We start from the raw sequence: 17,125 nt of genomic DNA on the forward strand, positions 1-17,125 counted from the left end.
GGCCCGTTGGTCAAGGGGTTAAGACACCTCCCTTTCACGGAGGTAACAGGGGTTCGAATCCCCTACGGGTCACCACTTTCTTTAAGCATTAGGGGATGAGAATCCCGTCGGTTCGTCGGAGGATAACTTCGTAAGCATAGTCTTCGCAGTCTCGAACGAAGTGAGAGTATCCCCTACGGGTCACCATTTTCTTTAAAAAACACTTGCTTCTTATATCTGGTTTTGATATGATAAAAGTCGCTTTGTTACGGAGGCTTAGCTCAGCTGGGAGAGCATCTGCCTTACAAGCAGAGGGTCGGGGGTTCGATCCCCTCAGCCTCCACCATGATTTTCACCATTGCAGCAACCCTTTTAATGACGCGGGGTGGAGCAGTTCGGTAGCTCGTCGGGCTCATAACCCGAAGGTCGTAGGTTCAAATCCTGCCCCCGCAACCAATTTATATCGCAATAGCGATAGTGCCTCGTGGAACTGTGGTGTAGAGGCCTAACATGCCTGCCTGTCACGCAGGAGATCGCGGGTTCGAATCCCGTCAGTTCCGCCATTTTCACAAGCTTCATAGATGACTTTGGGATGAGATGCGTATCCGATATGGGTTTCGTCAAAGTCCGCAATGAGCTCTATGGCTCGGTAGCTCAGTCGGTAGAGCAGAGGACTGAAAATCCTCGTGTCGGCGGTTCGATTCCGTCCCGAGCCACCATGTACCTTTTATAATTTTATACGCCGGTGTAGCTCAATTGGTAGAGCAACTGACTTGTAATCAGTAGGTTGGGGGTTCAAGTCCTCTCGCCGGCACCATTCTGGAGGATTAGTGAAGTGGCTAAACACGGCAGACTGTAAATCTGCTCTCTTCGAGTTCGGTGGTTCGAATCCATCATCCTCCACCAGTTTTTAGGGGCATAGTTTAAAGGTAGAACAGCGGTCTCCAAAACCGTTAGTGTGGGTTCAATTCCTGCTGCCCCTGCCAATCGAATCAATTTATAGTACAATATGGCGGTCGTGGCGAAGTGGTTAACGCACCGGATTGTGGCTCCGGCACTCGGGGGTTCAATTCCCCTCGATCGCCCCATATTACAAAATCATATTGGGGATTAGCCAAGCGGTAAGGCAACGGACTTTGACTCCGTCATGCATAGGTTCGAATCCTATATCCCCAGCCATTGATTTTATGTTTGCGGACGTGGCTCAGCGGTAGAGCATCGCCTTGCCAAGGCGAGGGTCGCGGGTTCGATTCCCGTCGTCCGCTCCATTTTTATTTCTGGCGCCATAGCCAAGTGGTAAGGCACAGCTCTGCAAAAGCTTTATCCCCAGTTCGAATCTGGGTGGCGCCTCCATAACAACCATATGTGCCCTTAGCTCAGCTGGATAGAGCGTTTGACTACGAATCAAAAGGTCAGGAGTTCGAATCTCTTAGGGCACGCCATTGTGTAAGCCGGTGTGGCGGAATTGGCAGACGCGCGCGACTCAAAATCGTGAGGGAAACCGTGGGGGTTCGAGTCCCTTCACCGGCATCAATCAAAAGGAATGTAGACGATCAACGTCTGCATTCCTTTTTTTGTTGTCTCTCCATCGAAGCATCCACACGACAAGTCTACTCCCAATCACGGCTGCTGAAGATCGTTCTCCTGTAGATCGATGTTCCTTCAATTAGTGATACTGGTAGCAAGAGGGTGTTCGTTCAAGGATATAACGCGAAAACTGCAGACCAGTCCAGAGGTTGGACGTAGGTCTATAGGAAGCCCCGCCTTAGGTCTAGGTCCAAAAACCGTCCACAGGCCGTTTTAGTCAAACTCGAAATTACCTAGAATAGAGTCATAAGGTTGAACAAATGAAACAACGATCAAACAACAGAAAGGCGGTGTATAAATGAGGAATTCAAAAGGCAATGGAATGAGTATCCTGTTGATTGGTTTAGGGATCTTGGTTCTTCTGGGAGTATTCGGTCCTCTGCTTGGATGGTTGTTCAGTCTTCTAATTCCGATATTGATGGTTGCTTTGGGATATTACGGAATTCGAAGAGGCAATACCTTGATGGGATGGATCATTCTCGGTATCGGCATCATCTGGTTGATGGGTAAACTGTCTTGGCTGATCGGTCCGATCCTTGGTGTTATCTTAATCATCTACGGAGTGTCCCGATTGAAGAATGGAAGACCCCGTTATTGATAAGGAACCACTACATTATATAACCTGCATCAACAACAGATCAGATCATGATAGATGAGGAGGGCTAAGCCGATATGAGTGTTTTCCGGCGGATAAGAGACATAACCGTAGCAACATTGAATGAAAAGCTCGAGCAGAGCCAGGATCCGGTTCGATTGATCGACCAGTTCCTACATTCAACCAGACAGGACATTGCTGAGGCCGAGAAGCTGCAGCAGCAATGCCAAGTACATTCCAGACAGCTGAAACAGCAGGTGGATCAAGCGGAAACCATGCGATTTAAACGCGAAGAGCAGGCACTGCTTGCCTTGAAGGCCGGCGAAGAGCATCTTGCCAAGCTGGCTTTGCAGGAGAAGCTGATTTATGAGGAAAAGATTGAACAGTATCAAGGCCTGTTATCCTCAAGCCTGGAGTCGTTGAAAGAAATCGAGGAGCAGCTCGGTGAGCTGCGAATGGAATATCAGACGGTCTACAGCAAACGACAGTATTATGTTGCCCGAGTGGAAACCCTTCGTCTTCAGCAAAAAATGAATGAACGTACGGGATCCTATGGCGGGGGTCATGATGTACCGAAGATGTTCAATCGCCTCGAGGACCGTATCAGCGACTGGGAACTGGAAGCCAGAAGCCTTCGTGATTTACGCCGCATGGGGCAGGAATACTTGGATCAGGCTGGAGAATCCGTCTCCACGGTATTGGAAAAGGAACTTGCCCGCTTGAAGCAAAAGCTGAATAACAGCGGAAAGGAGTAACCATGACAAGATTGTACCGTTCCACCCGAGACAAGATGTTCACAGGGTTGATCGGCGGTATATCCGATCATTTCGGAGTCGAATCTACCCTACTTAGAATCATATTTGTAGTCAGTATCTTTTTTACAGGCGGTACAACGCTGTTGATCTATCTAATTGCAAGCCTCGTCGTTCCTAAAGAGCCGTATTATCACGATCCGTACGGACCGCAAGGAAGACATGGCGGCGGATACCGTTATAACGACCATCCGGGCCCGGGGCCAGGCTACAACAGCTACAATGATGCTTATGGACGTCATCAAGGCTATCCTAATCCTAATGAGCATGGAAGCTTTGGTCCTAAATATGATCGTCCCAACGGCACAAGAACGAACGCGTCCACCGATTCCGATCTGGATGCGATGATGAAGGATATTGAAAGAAAAGCCATGCAAAAAGAAATCGAAGAATTGAAGAAAAAACTTTCGAACTATGAGAAGGGAGATAAATAACATGGGAGTATTTAAAAGAATCAAGGATATGACGAAAGCATCGGTGAACGAGCTGCTGGATAAAGTGGAGGATCCGATCGTAATGCTGAACCAGTACCTGCGCGACATGGAGGCAGAAATTCATGAAGCAGAGGTAACGGTTGCGAAGCAAATGGCAAATGAGCGTCGCATGAAGCAGCGCGTCGATGAGGCTGTGAAGATGGCGGCACAACGTGAAGCTCAGGCGGAATTGGCTCTGAAAAACGGTCAAGAAGAAGTGGCTCGCAAGCTGCTTGAAGAAAAGATCTATTTCGATCAAAAAGAAACCGAGTACGTGGAACTGCACCTGCAATCCGAGGCTCAAGCGAAAGAGCTTGTTGCTCAGCTGCATGAAATGAAAGACGAGTTCTACAAAATGCGCAACAAGCGCAATGAGCTTGTAGCTCGCGCCCAAATGGCGAAAGCGAAGAAGCAAATGTCTCAAGTGAGCAGCCTGCATACCATTGAAAGCGGCAGTGCTTCGATGGGCTTCCACCGCATGGAAGAAAAAATCATGCAAATGGAAGCTGAAGCTGATGTGCTTCGCGCACCGTACCGCCCTAACAACGCAGCATACACAAGTCCAGTGGATGCTGAGAAGCAACTGAAGGTGGATGAGCAGCTGCAAGCGTTGAAAAACAAAATGGGGAAATCCTCGAAATCCGAGTAATTCCTTAGCAAGTCAGCAAAATAAGAACAAAGCGTATTCGAATACCGTGTTCATATGATATGCTATACGAATGAGATTGTCGTATAGTACAGGCAAAGCCATACAGTGGGGAACATCTCACTGATATGGCTTTTCCGAGCTTATATCTTGGTCATCAAGGAGGTGCGACATGGACAGAAACCGCTGGATAGCAGTAGGTTTAATCAGCTTGGGTTTTATTATGCTTTTCGGCCGATGGTTTGGTTTCTTCACCATTGTCGCCCTGTTGCTCATCTTCGCGGGCGTCCTTCAGATCAGGCAAGGCCATGTGAAGAAGGGGTACATTCTGCTCGGCGTCGGAGCCGTGCTGCTGCTGCTCGAGCATCTTATGTTGATTATTGGCGTCAGTTTGATATCGCTGGGTATTTTCTACGGCAAGTCCAAACGGGCCCATACCACGACCAGATATATTCAGAAGCAGAACTTTATGTCCAACTTTGACTGGGACCGAGCACCCTGGGTGATGCGCAGCTTGAGCGTGTGGCATGTGCTCGGGGAAGCGGATGTGGATCTGTCCCTGGCGCTTCCCGAAGAACGCCAAACGGTGCTCATGTTCCACGGAATGCTCGGTGATATCGATCTGATGATCCCGGACTATTACGGGGTGGAGATCGAAGCATTCATCTTGTTTGGATCGATTCATATGGACGACCGGAAGGAAACCGGCATATTGAACCGAGTGAAATATCAATCGCCCAATTATGAGACCAGCGAATATAAAGTGAAATTTATCGTTTCTTATTTAGGCGGAGATTTGAATATAAGAATGACATAATAAACGTATTGTTTTGTGTATACCATTCAGGAGGGTTGCCCCGTGGAAACGGAAAAGAAAGCAAATATCATTACCCGAAGTATGCGTGAGGGGACCCTTCTGGGATTGGTTGTCATGCTCGTTGTCCTTTATTTATTATATACATATGGTTATCTTCAACCGTTTGAGACGTGGAAGAACCGGATCGAGGCAGGCATAACCCTGGTATTGCTGCCGATCGGGCTGGGAGCGATTTATGGCTTCTTCCAGGGATACCGGGTAAAACGGCGGGTCGATCTCGTTAGGGAAACACTCGTGAACTGGGAAAAAGGGAGTCTGACGGACGTCATGCCGGACATCGGCGAAGACGAAGTGGGCCGGCTTGGAGAACAGCTGGTGAAGATCAGCAAGCGGTGGGAGGATCAGGTGTCTTCCCTGCAGCGGTTATCCACGAACAATGCCCAGCTAGCCGAGCAGGCCAGGGTTACGGCGATCGTGGAAGAGAGACAGCGTCTGGCGCGCGAGCTCCATGATGCGGTTTCTCAGCAGCTGTTTGCCATCTCGATGACGGCAACAGCTGTGGGCAGGACGCTGGATAAGGATTTTGACAAAGCGCAGCGCCAGGTGGCTCTGATTGAGGAAATGTCGGCTGTGGCACAGTCCGAGATGAGGGCGCTTCTCCTTCATCTGCGGCCGGTTTATCTCGAAGGAAAAGCACTGGAGCAAGGGCTGCGGGATTTGATCACGGAATTGCGGATCAAAGTGCCTATGGAAATTACGTTTGAGATGGACGATGACATACATTTGCTTAAAGGGATCGAAAATCATCTGTTTCGCATTATTCAGGAGGCCATGTCGAATACGCTTCGGCACTCGAAGGCGGAAAAAATGGACATCCGGATTCATCGCAGGCAGAACACCGTTCGGGTAATGCTGCGAGATGACGGGGTCGGGTTCGAATTGGACGACAAGAAACAGACTTCCTACGGTCTTACGACCATGCAGGAACGGGTGACGGAAATCGGCGGCTCGCTACAATTCATCACGGCCCCGGGTAAAGGGACGCGGATTGAGATTATCGTGCCGCTCATAAACGAAGAACGCAAACGGGGGGATGGAGATGGAAGCACCGATTAAGGTACTGCTGGTGGATGATCATGAGATGGTGCGGATCGGCTTGGCTGCCGTGCTTGGCACCGAAGACGGCATTGAGGTGGTAGGTGAAGCGGGCAGCGGCGAGGAAGGCATACGCCTGGCGCAGGAATATCATCCTGACGTGGTGCTGATGGATCTGGTCATGGATGGGATGGACGGCATTGAGACCACGCGGGAGCTGATGAAACAATTTCCGAATCTTAAGGTGATCGTACTGACCAGCTATCTGGACGATGAAAAGATGTATCCGGTCATTGAAGCAGGCGCATTCAGCTATCTGCTGAAGACCTCCCGGGCTTCCGAGGTCGCCGATGCTATACGTGCCGCCGCACGGGGGCAGTCGGTTCTGGAGTCTCAGGTCGCTTCGAAGATGATGAATCGTTTCCGCCATCCGCAAAATGAAGCGCCCGCGCATAATGACCTGACGGACCGGGAGATGGAAGTGCTGCGATTGCTGGCACAGGGCAAATCCAATCAGGACATTGCCGATGATTTGATTATAGGCATCAAAACCGTGAAGTTTCACGTGACTAATATTTTGGGTAAGCTGGGGGTAGAGGATCGAACCCAAGCTGCCATCTACGCTTATAAAAATGGGCTGGCGGAGTAAGAAGTGCCGGCTCTTTTTTTATGCTTATGAACGTAAAATAAACAGTTCCGAGATGCTGAGCGCGGTTCTAAACAGATCCGTGATGCGATCGTAGGGTATCAACATATCCATGTAAATAATGAGAGGCAGGCTTAAAGACTCCCCAATCGGGAGGCTTTTTTGTTATGGAGGTCTCTTTACAACGGTAGGGTAACGGGATCATTTTCAATGGCGAGGTATAAATCTTTAGTGAGACGGCCATCCTTTTACTAGATTGATAGATTCGTACGAGGAGGCGTGGCTGACGATGCGGAAGATACGTTTACAGCTGATTGTGATGATGTTGTTGCTGTGCGGGGCAGCAGGGATGATGGCGGGTTTTGCGGGAACAACGGAACGCAATGGGGAGGAATCGGTTCCGCAAACGGCAGAGGCGTCAGCTTGGAAGGGAACGGCGAATGGAGCATCGGAAGCAGGAACCACAGCCGAAAGCAATTTGGAGCTTCTTGCAGCCCTTGGACAGGAACATATGGATCCTTCCGCACTCCTCACGGTAAAAATTCAAGGCGAAATGATAAATTCGATTTCTAAGGATCAAGCTAAGACAGCAGCCGAAGAATTGGCTCGTGCAATGGGGATTTCCGACATTACCGCAAACGTGCTTCAAGGAAATGACGTATTCCAAGCGGAAGGCGATCGATCGGGCGTCTCCGTGCATTTGGATTGGGCCCTCACGAAGCAAGGCCATAGTTATGTCAGAGTCATGCTTGTCGGAGAGGCGGCAGCGCAGGTCCGGGAAATGATGAGCCTTCAGCAGCATGTTCAAGTACGGATGGAGCAAGCAGGCATACCGAATACGTGGAATGCGTCCATTCAAGGATATGCAACGAAATCAGGCGGCGTGGATGGAACGATGGCCCAAGTAGAAGAGGCCGTAGCCCGAAAGCTTCCGTTTCGTTCCGTTGAGGATTATGCGGATGTTACAACGATCAGCCGATCCTATGAGGCGCCTTCGCTGGGGACTTTTGTGAAGAGCGGCGACACGCCGATTCATATGCAGATCGCGGTGCATGAAGATTCGGTGAAGAAAAGAAGTAGAATAACGATCGGATTTCCCGTCATTACAATAGAATATTGAAAATAATATCTGAAACTCCGATGAAAAAATACGGAATGAGATAGCATACTTGAAATGAATATGCTAAAATGTCATCACATCGAGTTAAGTGCCGATGCATAAAAATACACTATAATTCATAGAAAGAATGAGGAGCCATGGCTGAAAATCAAAATCTAGATACAATGAAGACACCGGGAGCTGTATTTTTCATCTTTGGAGCGACTGGTGATTTGGCAAGACGTAAGTTGTTTCCGGCGATCTACAGTCTTTATCGTGAAGGAAAACTGGATGAGGATTTTGCTGTAATCGGCGTGGCGCGGCGTCCGCGCACCCAGGAGGAGTTTCGGGAGGACGTGTATCGTTCGATTCAGGAATTCTGCCGATATCGTTCGGAACAGGATAGTGAATGGAATGCATTTGCACAGCATTTTGAATATAAATCTTTAGATATCAACAATATTGACGGTTTCCGTGAGCTCCGCGAACAAACGGAGCAATTGGAAACGAAATTTAATATACCGGGCAACCGCTTGTTCTATCTCGCGCTTGCACCGGAATTGTTCGGCAGCGTATCGTTCAACCTGATGAAGGGCGGCATGCTTGACGGAGAGGGCTGGAACCGTCTTGTGATCGAGAAGCCGTTCGGCTACGATCTGGAGTCCGCTGCCAAGCTGAACGAAGAGATCCGTAAAGTGTTCAAGGAAGAGGAGATCTATCGGATCGACCATTACCTCGGGAAGGAAATGGTGCAGAACATCGAGGTTATCCGTTTTGCGAATGCTTTCTTCGAGCCGCTGTGGAATAACAAGCATATTGCCAACATCCAAATTACGCTTGGTGAAACGGTTGGCGTCGAGGAGCGGGGAGGTTATTACGACCATGCGGGCGCACTCAGGGATATGGGGCAAAACCATATGCTGCAGCTGCTGACCATGATTGCCATGGAGCCGCCTAGCCGTCTGCTCGCAGAAGATATTCGCGACGAGAAGGTGAAGGTGCTTCGCTCCCTGCGTCCATATGCCTCAAACGAAGAAGTCAAGAACAACGTGGTTCGCGGTCAGTATACGAGCGGTTCCGCAGGCGGCAAAGATCTGCCAGCTTACCGTGAAGAGGATAAGGTGAATCCGGAATCCAATACGGAAACTTATTTTGCGGCCAGAGTCTTCGTGGATAATTTCCGCTGGGCGGGCGTACCGTTCTATATCCGCACGGGCAAACGACTTCCGGTTAAGACGACCGAGGTGGTCGTAGAGTTCAAACGGATGCCAACCAACGTATACTTGGGTCAGAAGCATTCCCTGGAGCCTAACCTGCTCGTTATCCGGGTCAACCCGATGGAAGGCATCTACGTAAAGATCAACGCGAAGAAGCCTGGCTCCGAGTCCGAGATCGCTCCGGTTGCGATGGACTTCTGCCAAAGCTGTATCGTGGGCATCAACTCTCCAGAAGCGTATGAGCGTCTGCTGCATGATGCTGCCCGCGGGGATTCCACCTACTTTACGCGTTGGGACGAGGTCGCTTCCGCTTGGTCCTTTGTGGATCGCATCGCTAGCGCGTGGAGAGAGAACCAAGGAGAGCTGGAATCGTATCCTGCCGGCTCCTGGGGACCTGACAAAGCGGATGAGCTGCTGAAGGAAGACGGCTTCCACTGGTGGCCGGTTAACGGTCAGCTTGAGGATAACGTCGTGTGGTTGAAAAAATAGAAGATTGACTAAAATTTATGCGATAAAAATCATCCTCATGCGCACGGCGCATGGGGATGATTTGCGTATGAATTGTGGTACAATGATATACATGACTTTAGTTACGAAGGGATAAGTGAAATGGCAAAGCTAATAGATGAACTGCAGCAGGAAGTGGATAAGCGTCGCACGTTCGCGATTATTTCCCACCCTGACGCCGGTAAGACGACGCTGACCGAGAAGCTGCTCTTGTTCGGGGGCGCCATTCGTCTCGCCGGATCGGTTAAAGCTCGTAAAGCGAGCAAGCATGCAACGAGTGACTGGATGGAGATCGAGAAGCAGCGGGGAATCTCCGTCACGTCGTCCGTGATGCAATTTGATTATTTAGGGCATCGGATTAATATATTGGATACGCCGGGTCACCAAGACTTCAGTGAGGATACCTATCGTACGTTGACGGCTGCCGACAGCGCCGTAATGTTGATTGACGTAGCCAAAGGGGTCGAGGCCCAGACCATCAAGCTGTTTCAGGTCTGCGCGAAGCGGGGCATTCCGATCTTCACCTTCATCAACAAACTCGACCGCGAAGGACGCAGTCCGTTTGACCTGATGGAGGAGCTTGAGCAGGTGCTGGGCATCCGCTCCGTACCGATGAATTGGCCGATCGGTTCCGGTCGCGACCTGTGCGGCGTGTACGACCGGGTGAAGAATCAGGTGGAATTGTTCCAAGGGGACGACCATTCCACGATTAAAGTGCAGAAGGTCGAAGGGTATGAAGATCCGCTCATCCGCGAAATGGCTGGCGATTATCTGCATGACCAGTTATGTCAGGATCTGGAGCTGCTGGATGTTGCCGGCGACCCGTTCGATCTGGAGAAAGTAATGCAGGGTCAGTTAACGCCTGTATTTTTCGGCAGTGCGATCAACAATTTCGGCGTCCAGACCTTTCTTGAAAACTTCCTCCAGCTTGCGCCGAAGCCGGAGCCCCGCCGCAGTACGGAAGGCGTGGTGGAACCGACCGATGAGAAATTCTCCGGTTACGTATTTAAGATCCAAGCCAACATGAATCCGGCTCACCGGGACCGCATCGCTTTCCTTCGAATCGTATCGGGCAAGTTCGAACGCGGTATGAGCGTGAAGCATGTGCGGGTAGGCAAGGAAATCAAGCTGGCGCAGCCGCAGCAATTTTTGGCGCAGGATCGAGATATTGTGCAGGAGGCATACCCTGGCGATATTATCGGTCTGTTTGACCCGGGGATTTTCCGGATCGGGGATTCACTCAGCCAAGGACGCGAGGTTGTATTCGACGAGCTTCCGACGTTTTCCCCGGAGATCTTTGCCAAAGTAACCGTGAAGAATGCGCTGAAGCATAAGCAGTATCAGAAGGGGATTGACCAATTGACGGAAGAGGGGACCATTCAGGTATTCCGCACCGTTAGCTTCGACGAGACCATTCTCGGGGTGGTCGGTCAGCTCCAGTTCGAAGTGTTCGAGTATCGGATGAAGGGGGAGTACGGCGTCGATGTGCAGCTGCAACGGATGCCGTATCAGTTCGCCCGCTGGATCGTGGACGACAACATTGATCCGTCCAAGTTCCGGATTAACTCGACCCTGGTGAAAGACAAGAAGGACAACTATGTTGTCTTGTTCGAAAATGAGTATGCAATGAGAACCGCCATAGACAAGAATCCAACCGCCCAGTTTCTTGAGACCGCTCCGTAAGCGATGGCATAAATATGCAGTATAAAGAACAATCCCCTCAGCTTGAAGGCTGAGGGGATTGTTCTTTTTGTTGAGCGCGGGATTATCCCTGAAGATTGCCAGGCGTTACGGTTTTCAAATGGTCGTGAAGGGAAGAGACAAGGGTATTTTGCTGGGCAGCATCCATGTCTTTCCACATCATTTCAAACATCACGCCGAGTCCCGGCAGGGCGGCTTCAGGCCCGTCAACGGAACCCTCGATCATGGAGCGCAGCTCTTCTTCGTCCTGATTGTGGACTTTATGAATGACGGCTTGCCTTAGATCTAACAATATGGACATCGAAATGTTCCTCCTTGTTATATAAGGGTCATTGTGTAATGTGCCCGTTCCAGGGGAGTTACATTCAAGTATTCTGGACAGTATGATATACTGTTATCATTGATGATTAAGGATCGACCTAGGCTCGTGGGGGGATATATAAATGGCTAAGAAGCAGTACGCAGTAATCGGTATGGGGCGTTTTGGCACAAGCGTTGCCAAGGAATTGAGCAGCATGGGATTTGACGTATTAGCCGTTGATGCGAGCGAACAGCGTATTCAGGAAACTGCCAGCATGGTCACGCATGCCGTTTCGGCGGATTCGACCGATGAAGAGGCGCTCCGGGCGCTCGGCATTCGGAATTTTGATGTGGTTGTCGTGGCTATCGGGGAGGATATTCAATCCAGCATTTTGACAACGCTGATTCTGAAGGATCTTGGCGTACCGGCAATTATCGTCAAAGCGAAGAATGAGCTGCACGGAAAAGTGCTTAACAAAATCGGCGCGGACAAGGTGATTTTCCCAGAGCGGGACATGGGGCTTCGGGTTGCCCACCACCTGGTGTCGCCGAATATTCTGGACTATATCGATTTGTCGGACGACTACAGCATTATGGAGATGCTGGCTACAGGCGAGCTGATTGGCCACAATTTGAGAGAGCTGGATATTCGCGCACGATTCGGGTGCAATGTCATGGCGATTCGAAGCGATGCGGACATGAACATTTCGCCAAGTCCGGATGATCGGATTGAGGAAGGCGATGTGCTTGTCATCGTCGGACATAAGAACGACTTAACGAAGCTGGAGCTTGCCTATCCCAAATAGAGCCGTCAGCTTCGGATACCGGGCCACCGGGCCGAACCCGGGCTCTGATGAGTATATATGTAAAAGAACGGATGGATTAACAATGGAGATATTATCGCCGCAGAATGCCAGAGTGAAGGGCTGGGCACAGCTGCAGGAGAAAAAACATCGGGACAAGCAGAACAAGTATGTGGTGGAAGGCATCCATCTCGTACAGGAAGCCCTGTCATCCGGCGCTGACATCGAGTGCGTGGCTTATGACGTGGACAAGGGCATCCCCCAAGAGCTTCGTCATATTACGGATACAGGACAAGGTGCCGAATGGATCGGCGTATCCCATGCCGTCATATCGAAGGTCAGCGATACGCCGTCGCCGCAGCAGGTGTTTGCCGTCATTCGCAAGGAAGTGCGGCAATGGCAGGACCTGATCCTGCGCGAGAACGGTTTGGTCGTTGTTCTCGACGGTCTCCAGGATCCTGGCAATGTGGGAACCATCATACGAAGCGCCGATGCCGTAGGGGCTGCCGGCGTGGTCCTTGGGCGAGGCTGTGCGGATTTGTACAATCCCAAGACACTGCGCTCCACCATGGGATCTCTGTTCCATCTGCCGGTGCTGGAGGGCGATCTGCTGAGCATCCTGCCGGAAGCCAGAGAACGGGGAGCCAGATTGGTGACCACCATGCTGGAAGGACAGCGATCATGCTTCGAGTACGACTTCAAAGAGACAAGCTGGATCGTCATCGGCAGCGAAGGACGCGGCGTCTCGCCTGAGGTCGCGGCACTCGTGGACGATGCCATCCGTATTCCCATGCCGGGGCGTGCCGAATCGCTGAATGCGGCAATGGCCGCTTCCGTATTGATGTACGAGGCTTTAAGGCAGAGGGAGCATGCTGATCTTTAAAGACGGAATTGGCTCGATTAGGCGGGGAATGATTAGATAACATTGCTGATCATAACCGGCCTTTTTTTATTCTTGGCAGAGATGGTCATAATAACAGGCGTGTTCGAAAGGAGTTAAACCCGTGTACGAGCAAAAAACCAAAGAAACGGATCATAGCGTGGTGGAGTTTATCGAGCAAGTGGATTCACCGAAAAAACGGGAGGATGCTTATCGTTTGCTGGAGATTTTCGAAGAAACAAGCGGTTTTGCGGCCAAAATGTGGGGGCCGAGCATCATTGGTTTTGGCTCCTACCATTATCGTTACCCCTCCGGACACGAGGGAGATGCGCCGTTTGTAGGTTTCTCGCCGCGAAAAGCGAAGATCAGCCTGTATTTTGCGCCAGGCGATGATCATCGGGAGGAGCTGCTGACGAATTTCGGCAAGCATACGGCGGGGAAAGGCTGTGTGTACATCAATAAAGTGGCGGACATTGATGTTGAGGTGCTGAAGCAGCTGATTCGCGAATCGATCGCGTTCCTGAAAAAGACTTACCCGGATCAACCCTAAAAGTGAGGTTGAGTTAGTTCGCCATGCTGGCAAGGTCTCTGTTTTGAGCCGATTAGTCGTCTGTTGACCTAAGGGTTACGCTGAACAGGTGAATATTGGGATTTGACGTAAAACCATTTGGTGTCCTATAATGCATGAAGGGAAACCAAATGGTTTCATAACTTCAAGTTTAAGCGAGGGATCAACCTGATATGGACAACGCAACAAACGGCAAGCTGCCGGATATTCGTCATACTCTTGTACTGAAAGCGCCCATCGAGAAGGTGTGGAAAGCCGTAGCCACGGCTGAAGGGATTTCGGCGTGGTTCATGCCCAACAATTTTGAACCGATGGAAGGGTTCGAGTTTCATTTGAATGCCGGCCCCTTCGGAAATTCACCATGCAAGGTGACGCTAATTGATGAGCCTAACCGGTTGTCTTTTAACTGGGGCAAGGATTGGAGCGTTACCTTCGAACTGGTGGAGCAGGGAAATCATACGGAATTCACGCTCATCCACGGCGGATGGACAGCGGATCAGGTAACCGAGTTCGGGGAAGCGCATGACATCGTTCGAGGCCGCATGGACAACGGCTGGGCTGGCATTGTCCAGAAGCTTGCGGGATACGTCGAGGCGTAACCGATGTCGCAGGCCGCTCCGAAGCATGATGTCTACCAAGCCATCGCAGATCCGACTCGCCGTAAGCTGCTCGGCTTGTTAAGCGACAAGGAAATGCCGGTTAAGGAAATAACGGGACATTTCTCCATGACGCGAACCGCCGTGTCCAAGCATCTCCGAATTTTGGAGGAAGCGGGCCTGGTGCAGGACCGCAAGGTTGGACGCGAGACCCGCTATCGCCTGCAAGCAGAGCCGCTTAAGGAATTGAAGGATTGGCTGTCTTATTTTGACCGCTTCTGGGAGAACAAACTGTCGATGCTGAAATACTACGTGGAAGATCAAGAAGACGATCCAAAGAACGTTAAGGAAGAAGAGCGAGGATAAGCCATCCTTGCTCTTCTTTTTTGCCGTTTGTCCGCATACCTTCTATACAGGAGAGCTTGCCATGGTAAACATGCTCCTCGGGGCGTAAATAGGGGGGACCCAGCATGAGACGAAAGAGATGGGGAAGCAGGCGTTTAGCCTTTCCGTCGCTGTCGTGGCCTAAACCAAGGAGAGCTTACAAACCACCGCGCAGAGGCTTTCGGCCCGTACCGCAGAGCCGCGGGCGTCCTCAGGCTGCCAAACGGCGAAGCACAAAAAAATGGTGGCTGATCGGCGCTCTGCTCCTTGTGTTTGGGATCGTTGAGTTTTTTATGTATATCGAGCAGAATCTGCGGCCGCCGATCATGCATTTAGCCCAAATCCGGGTTAAGCAGATCGCTACCGAAGCCATCAATAAAGCGATCACTTCCCAGGTGACGCAGGGCAAGGATTTTGATAATCTGGTCAACTGGAAAACGGACAGCTCGGGCAAAGTGACCGGATTCATGCTGAATTATGCCGAGCATTTAAAAATCACCTCCCATACGACGCAGGTCGTGCAGAGCACGCTGGACGAAATCCATAAGCGCAAAGAGCAGATTCCGCTGGGACAGGTGTTAAAAAGCCCGATCATCGCTTCATTCGGTCCGCAAATACCTTTAAAGATCGAACCCCAGGGAGCGGTAAAGGTACAGCTGGATACGAGGCAGCAGGGAGCCGGCATCAATATGATCCTGGTGGAGGTGTTCGTCCACATCGTAACGGAGGTAGCCGTTGTCGTTCCTTTTGACATGGAGCCGCAAATCGTGGAAACCGATATTCCGATCTCGTATCTGCTCGTAGTAGGCGATGTGCCGATGTATTATTACGACGGCCAAGGAAAGGCGGTCGGCGAGAATAAGGCAAGCGCACCGAGCATCGCGATACCGCCGCCGGTAACGGACGAGAACACCCATGACGGGCAGCAGGAGATTCCGCCTGCAACAACGCCGGACCCACCTGCCCACGGAACGACGCCTCTTGTGCCTACGCCTGGCGGTGCCGACATATCAGGGCGGCATACGGAGGGAAGCGGAACAGGCGAGTAGGATGCTCATTCGCTCATTCTCAAACCGTATTGTATACGTGCAGCATGGATTGGCTGTCTATGTGTCATGAGGGTATGTCCTTAAAGAAAAAACGCGCCCCTGGTTTGAATTCAGGAGCGCGTTTTTTTCTTTGAGCGTTTTTCTTCCAGTTCCCAGTGTTTCAGCAGCGGGTAAGGATCAAAAGCCCATTCGGTCAATCCGGTGTCCCGGTAGATGCCGTAATGCAGGTGCGGAGGGAATTTGCCTTGGGTTCCGGGCTTGCCGTAGCCCGAACTGCCCACCCAGCCGAGGGTTTGACCCGGTGTAACGACATCCCCAAGCGAGATCCCTTTATCAAAGCCCTGCAGATGGGCGTAATAATGGTAATGATTGTTCAAATCCCGGATGCCGATGCGCCAGCCGCCGTATTTATTCCAGCCTTTAATTTCGACGACCCCGTAACAGGTGCTTCGAACGGGGACTCCGTATGAAGCAAACAAGTCCGTTCCCTCGTGAACCCTTTTGCCACCCCAGTTACGTCCCATGCCAAAGGTGCTTCGGTAGGAATAGGTGCTTTTGACGGGAAGGGGAAACGCATGGTCGAACAGGTCCAGCTTTCCGAAGGTCTCGTACAGTTTGGCATACTGCATGATGCGCTGTACGGCCCGCGTGTTCTGGTAGTATGACCATAGGCCGATGCTGAAATCATCGGCGGCATGCCCATAAGGGGAAAGTCTTGTCGCAACCGTGTAGAGCAGGTCGATATCATTATTGGGGTCTGCCTTGCCATCCCCGTCCCCATCGAGCCCGATCCCGGAGAACACGCTGATCGACGTGGGATTCACGTCTTCCTGATTGGGATTCAACGGGCCGGCCCATCGGGTGGAAGGGATAAAGATACCGAGGGTACGCTCCGGATGCTTTCGATCCTTGGGATGAACCCGGGTCAGCGTTCGTTCATACTGGTCAATAGCTGCCAGGCGGTACCACGGAATTTGGGTAACGGTGGAAACCTGATCGTATAATGACTTCCGGTCCGCAAAATTCGCTGCAGCATCCGAAGCTTTAACCGCATCGTCGGCCGCGCTGACCGCCATGGAGGCGGATGCGGACGCAGGTCCGCACATGCAGTAGGCAGCCGTCAAAGCAGCCATAACTGCGGCTGTGCACCGATACATGATGCCACTTGCGCGCAATGGTTGTAAAATCCTCAATTGACCTTCTCCTCCTTTTATCGATAGTCGTAATTAAGGACGGACAGTGATGCCTACCTGTAGGGTGAATCGAAACAAGGATTTTTATCCATGCCGCAACTAGATTAATCTCATATCGATGCGAAACAAGTAATATGATGGTTTTCATGATATAATATGGGGCAGCAAACGATGGGGT

General features: G+C 51.0%; 18 protein-coding genes and 14 tRNA genes. 30 read left to right on the top strand and 2 right to left on the bottom strand.

Features of this window, described 5'->3' with window-relative positions; all coding sequences use genetic code 11:
- The 24 genes from BMX45_RS04960 (at position 1) to BMX45_RS05075 (ending at position 11,156) form a co-directional block, all read left to right on the top strand.
- Positions 1–75, top strand: a tRNA-Glu gene (locus tag BMX45_RS04960).
- Between the two features lie 174 nt (positions 76–249).
- A tRNA-Val gene (locus BMX45_RS04965) sits at positions 250–325 on the top strand.
- Between the two features lie 33 nt (positions 326–358).
- Positions 359–435, top strand: a tRNA-Met gene (locus tag BMX45_RS04970).
- A gap of 30 nt (positions 436–465) precedes the next feature.
- Positions 466–542, top strand: a tRNA-Asp gene (locus BMX45_RS04975).
- Positions 543–622: 80 nt separating this feature from the next.
- Positions 623–698: transfer RNA gene (locus BMX45_RS04980), tRNA-Phe, on the top strand.
- 22 nt (positions 699–720) lie between these two features.
- Positions 721–796 (top strand) — tRNA-Thr (locus BMX45_RS04985).
- A 4-nt stretch (positions 797–800) separates the two neighbouring features.
- A tRNA-Tyr gene (locus BMX45_RS04990) sits at positions 801–885 on the top strand.
- Positions 886–891: 6 nt separating this feature from the next.
- A tRNA-Trp gene (locus BMX45_RS04995) sits at positions 892–965 on the top strand.
- A 26-nt stretch (positions 966–991) separates the two neighbouring features.
- Positions 992–1,067, top strand: a tRNA-His gene (locus BMX45_RS05000).
- A 16-nt stretch (positions 1,068–1,083) separates the two neighbouring features.
- A tRNA-Gln gene (locus BMX45_RS05005) sits at positions 1,084–1,158 on the top strand.
- A 14-nt stretch (positions 1,159–1,172) separates the two neighbouring features.
- A tRNA-Gly gene (locus BMX45_RS05010) sits at positions 1,173–1,247 on the top strand.
- Between the two features lie 11 nt (positions 1,248–1,258).
- Positions 1,259–1,332 (top strand) — tRNA-Cys (locus BMX45_RS05015).
- Between the two features lie 12 nt (positions 1,333–1,344).
- A tRNA-Arg gene (locus BMX45_RS05020) sits at positions 1,345–1,421 on the top strand.
- Positions 1,422–1,429: 8 nt separating this feature from the next.
- Positions 1,430–1,509 (top strand) — tRNA-Leu (locus BMX45_RS05025).
- Between the two features lie 355 nt (positions 1,510–1,864).
- Positions 1,865–2,164 carry a hypothetical protein gene (locus tag BMX45_RS05030; RefSeq protein ID WP_009591410.1) on the top strand — a complete coding sequence of 100 codons (300 nt, stop codon included), beginning with the start codon at positions 1,865–1,867 and terminating at the stop codon, positions 2,162–2,164.
- Positions 2,165–2,238: 74 nt separating this feature from the next.
- Complete coding sequence (locus BMX45_RS05035) at positions 2,239–2,916, top strand: PspA/IM30 family protein (protein ID WP_090908801.1); 678 nt, start codon at positions 2,239–2,241, stop codon at positions 2,914–2,916.
- Between the two features lie 2 nt (positions 2,917–2,918).
- The gene (locus BMX45_RS05040; RefSeq protein ID WP_090908802.1) at positions 2,919–3,407 is read left to right on the top strand and encodes a PspC domain-containing protein; all 489 of its coding nucleotides are present in this window, start codon (positions 2,919–2,921) and stop codon (positions 3,405–3,407) included.
- Between the two features lies 1 nt (position 3,408).
- Entirely contained in the window at positions 3,409–4,095 is a 687-nt protein-coding gene (locus BMX45_RS05045; protein WP_015737448.1) for a PspA/IM30 family protein, read from the top strand.
- Between the two features lie 169 nt (positions 4,096–4,264).
- Positions 4,265–4,909, top strand: a complete 645-nt coding sequence (gene liaF / locus BMX45_RS05050) for a cell wall-active antibiotics response protein LiaF (protein WP_009591411.1) — start codon at positions 4,265–4,267, stop codon at positions 4,907–4,909.
- 42 nt (positions 4,910–4,951) lie between these two features.
- Positions 4,952–6,025 carry a sensor histidine kinase gene (locus BMX45_RS05055; protein WP_090908803.1) on the top strand — a complete coding sequence of 358 codons (1,074 nt, stop codon included), beginning with the start codon at positions 4,952–4,954 and terminating at the stop codon, positions 6,023–6,025.
- The gene (locus tag BMX45_RS05060; RefSeq protein ID WP_036665042.1) at positions 6,003–6,653 is read left to right on the top strand and encodes a response regulator; all 651 of its coding nucleotides are present in this window, start codon (positions 6,003–6,005) and stop codon (positions 6,651–6,653) included. The genes BMX45_RS05055 and BMX45_RS05060 overlap by 23 nt, the downstream gene beginning before the upstream one ends.
- 286 nt (positions 6,654–6,939) lie before the next feature.
- Positions 6,940–7,770, top strand: coding sequence for a YwmB family TATA-box binding protein (locus BMX45_RS05065; protein WP_090908804.1), 831 nt, complete (start codon positions 6,940–6,942; stop codon positions 7,768–7,770).
- 137 nt (positions 7,771–7,907) lie between these two features.
- On the top strand, positions 7,908–9,455 hold the full coding sequence (zwf, locus tag BMX45_RS05070; protein ID WP_090908805.1) for a glucose-6-phosphate dehydrogenase: 1,548 nt from the start codon (positions 7,908–7,910) through the stop codon (positions 9,453–9,455).
- Positions 9,456–9,575: 120 nt separating this feature from the next.
- Complete coding sequence (locus tag BMX45_RS05075) at positions 9,576–11,156, top strand: peptide chain release factor 3 (protein WP_090908806.1); 1,581 nt, start codon at positions 9,576–9,578, stop codon at positions 11,154–11,156.
- 82 nt (positions 11,157–11,238) lie between these two features.
- Here BMX45_RS05075 and sspI read toward each other — a convergent pair whose 3' ends face one another.
- Positions 11,239–11,475 (bottom strand): small acid-soluble spore protein SspI, encoded by a 237-nt coding sequence (sspI, locus tag BMX45_RS05080; RefSeq protein ID WP_009591415.1) that lies wholly within the window; start codon positions 11,473–11,475, stop codon positions 11,239–11,241.
- Positions 11,476–11,617: 142 nt separating this feature from the next.
- Here sspI and BMX45_RS05085 point away from each other — a divergent pair, with 142 nt between their 5' ends.
- The 6 genes from BMX45_RS05085 to yunB all read left to right on the top strand — a co-directional run bounded on the left by BMX45_RS05085 (position 11,618) and on the right by yunB (position 15,754).
- Positions 11,618–12,280, top strand: a complete 663-nt coding sequence (locus BMX45_RS05085; protein ID WP_009591426.1) for a potassium channel family protein — start codon at positions 11,618–11,620, stop codon at positions 12,278–12,280.
- Between the two features lie 82 nt (positions 12,281–12,362).
- The gene (locus BMX45_RS05090; protein WP_090908807.1) at positions 12,363–13,160 is read left to right on the top strand and encodes a TrmH family RNA methyltransferase; all 798 of its coding nucleotides are present in this window, start codon (positions 12,363–12,365) and stop codon (positions 13,158–13,160) included.
- A gap of 121 nt (positions 13,161–13,281) precedes the next feature.
- Positions 13,282–13,707, top strand: a complete 426-nt coding sequence (locus BMX45_RS05095) for a DUF1801 domain-containing protein (protein WP_090908808.1) — start codon at positions 13,282–13,284, stop codon at positions 13,705–13,707.
- Between the two features lie 191 nt (positions 13,708–13,898).
- Positions 13,899–14,324: an SRPBCC family protein gene (locus tag BMX45_RS05100; protein ID WP_090908809.1), complete on the top strand. Its 426-nt coding sequence runs from the start codon at positions 13,899–13,901 to the stop codon at positions 14,322–14,324.
- Positions 14,325–14,327: 3 nt separating this feature from the next.
- Positions 14,328–14,687 (top strand): ArsR/SmtB family transcription factor, encoded by a 360-nt coding sequence (locus tag BMX45_RS05105; protein ID WP_090908810.1) that lies wholly within the window; start codon positions 14,328–14,330, stop codon positions 14,685–14,687.
- A gap of 104 nt (positions 14,688–14,791) precedes the next feature.
- Positions 14,792–15,754, top strand: a complete 963-nt coding sequence (yunB, locus tag BMX45_RS05110; protein ID WP_090908811.1) for a sporulation protein YunB — start codon at positions 14,792–14,794, stop codon at positions 15,752–15,754.
- Positions 15,755–15,864: 110 nt separating this feature from the next.
- On the opposite strand, the gene BMX45_RS05115 is transcribed toward yunB, so the two are convergent.
- A complete protein-coding gene (locus BMX45_RS05115) occupies positions 15,865–16,947 on the bottom strand; it encodes a M23 family metallopeptidase (protein WP_090908812.1) in 1,083 nt (360 codons plus the stop codon).
- Between the last annotated feature and the right edge of the window lie 178 nt (positions 16,948–17,125).

This window comes from Paenibacillus sp. cl141a (genome assembly GCF_900109305.1).
Lineage (GTDB): Bacteria > Bacillota > Bacilli > Paenibacillales > Paenibacillaceae > Paenibacillus_AQ > Paenibacillus_AQ lautus_A.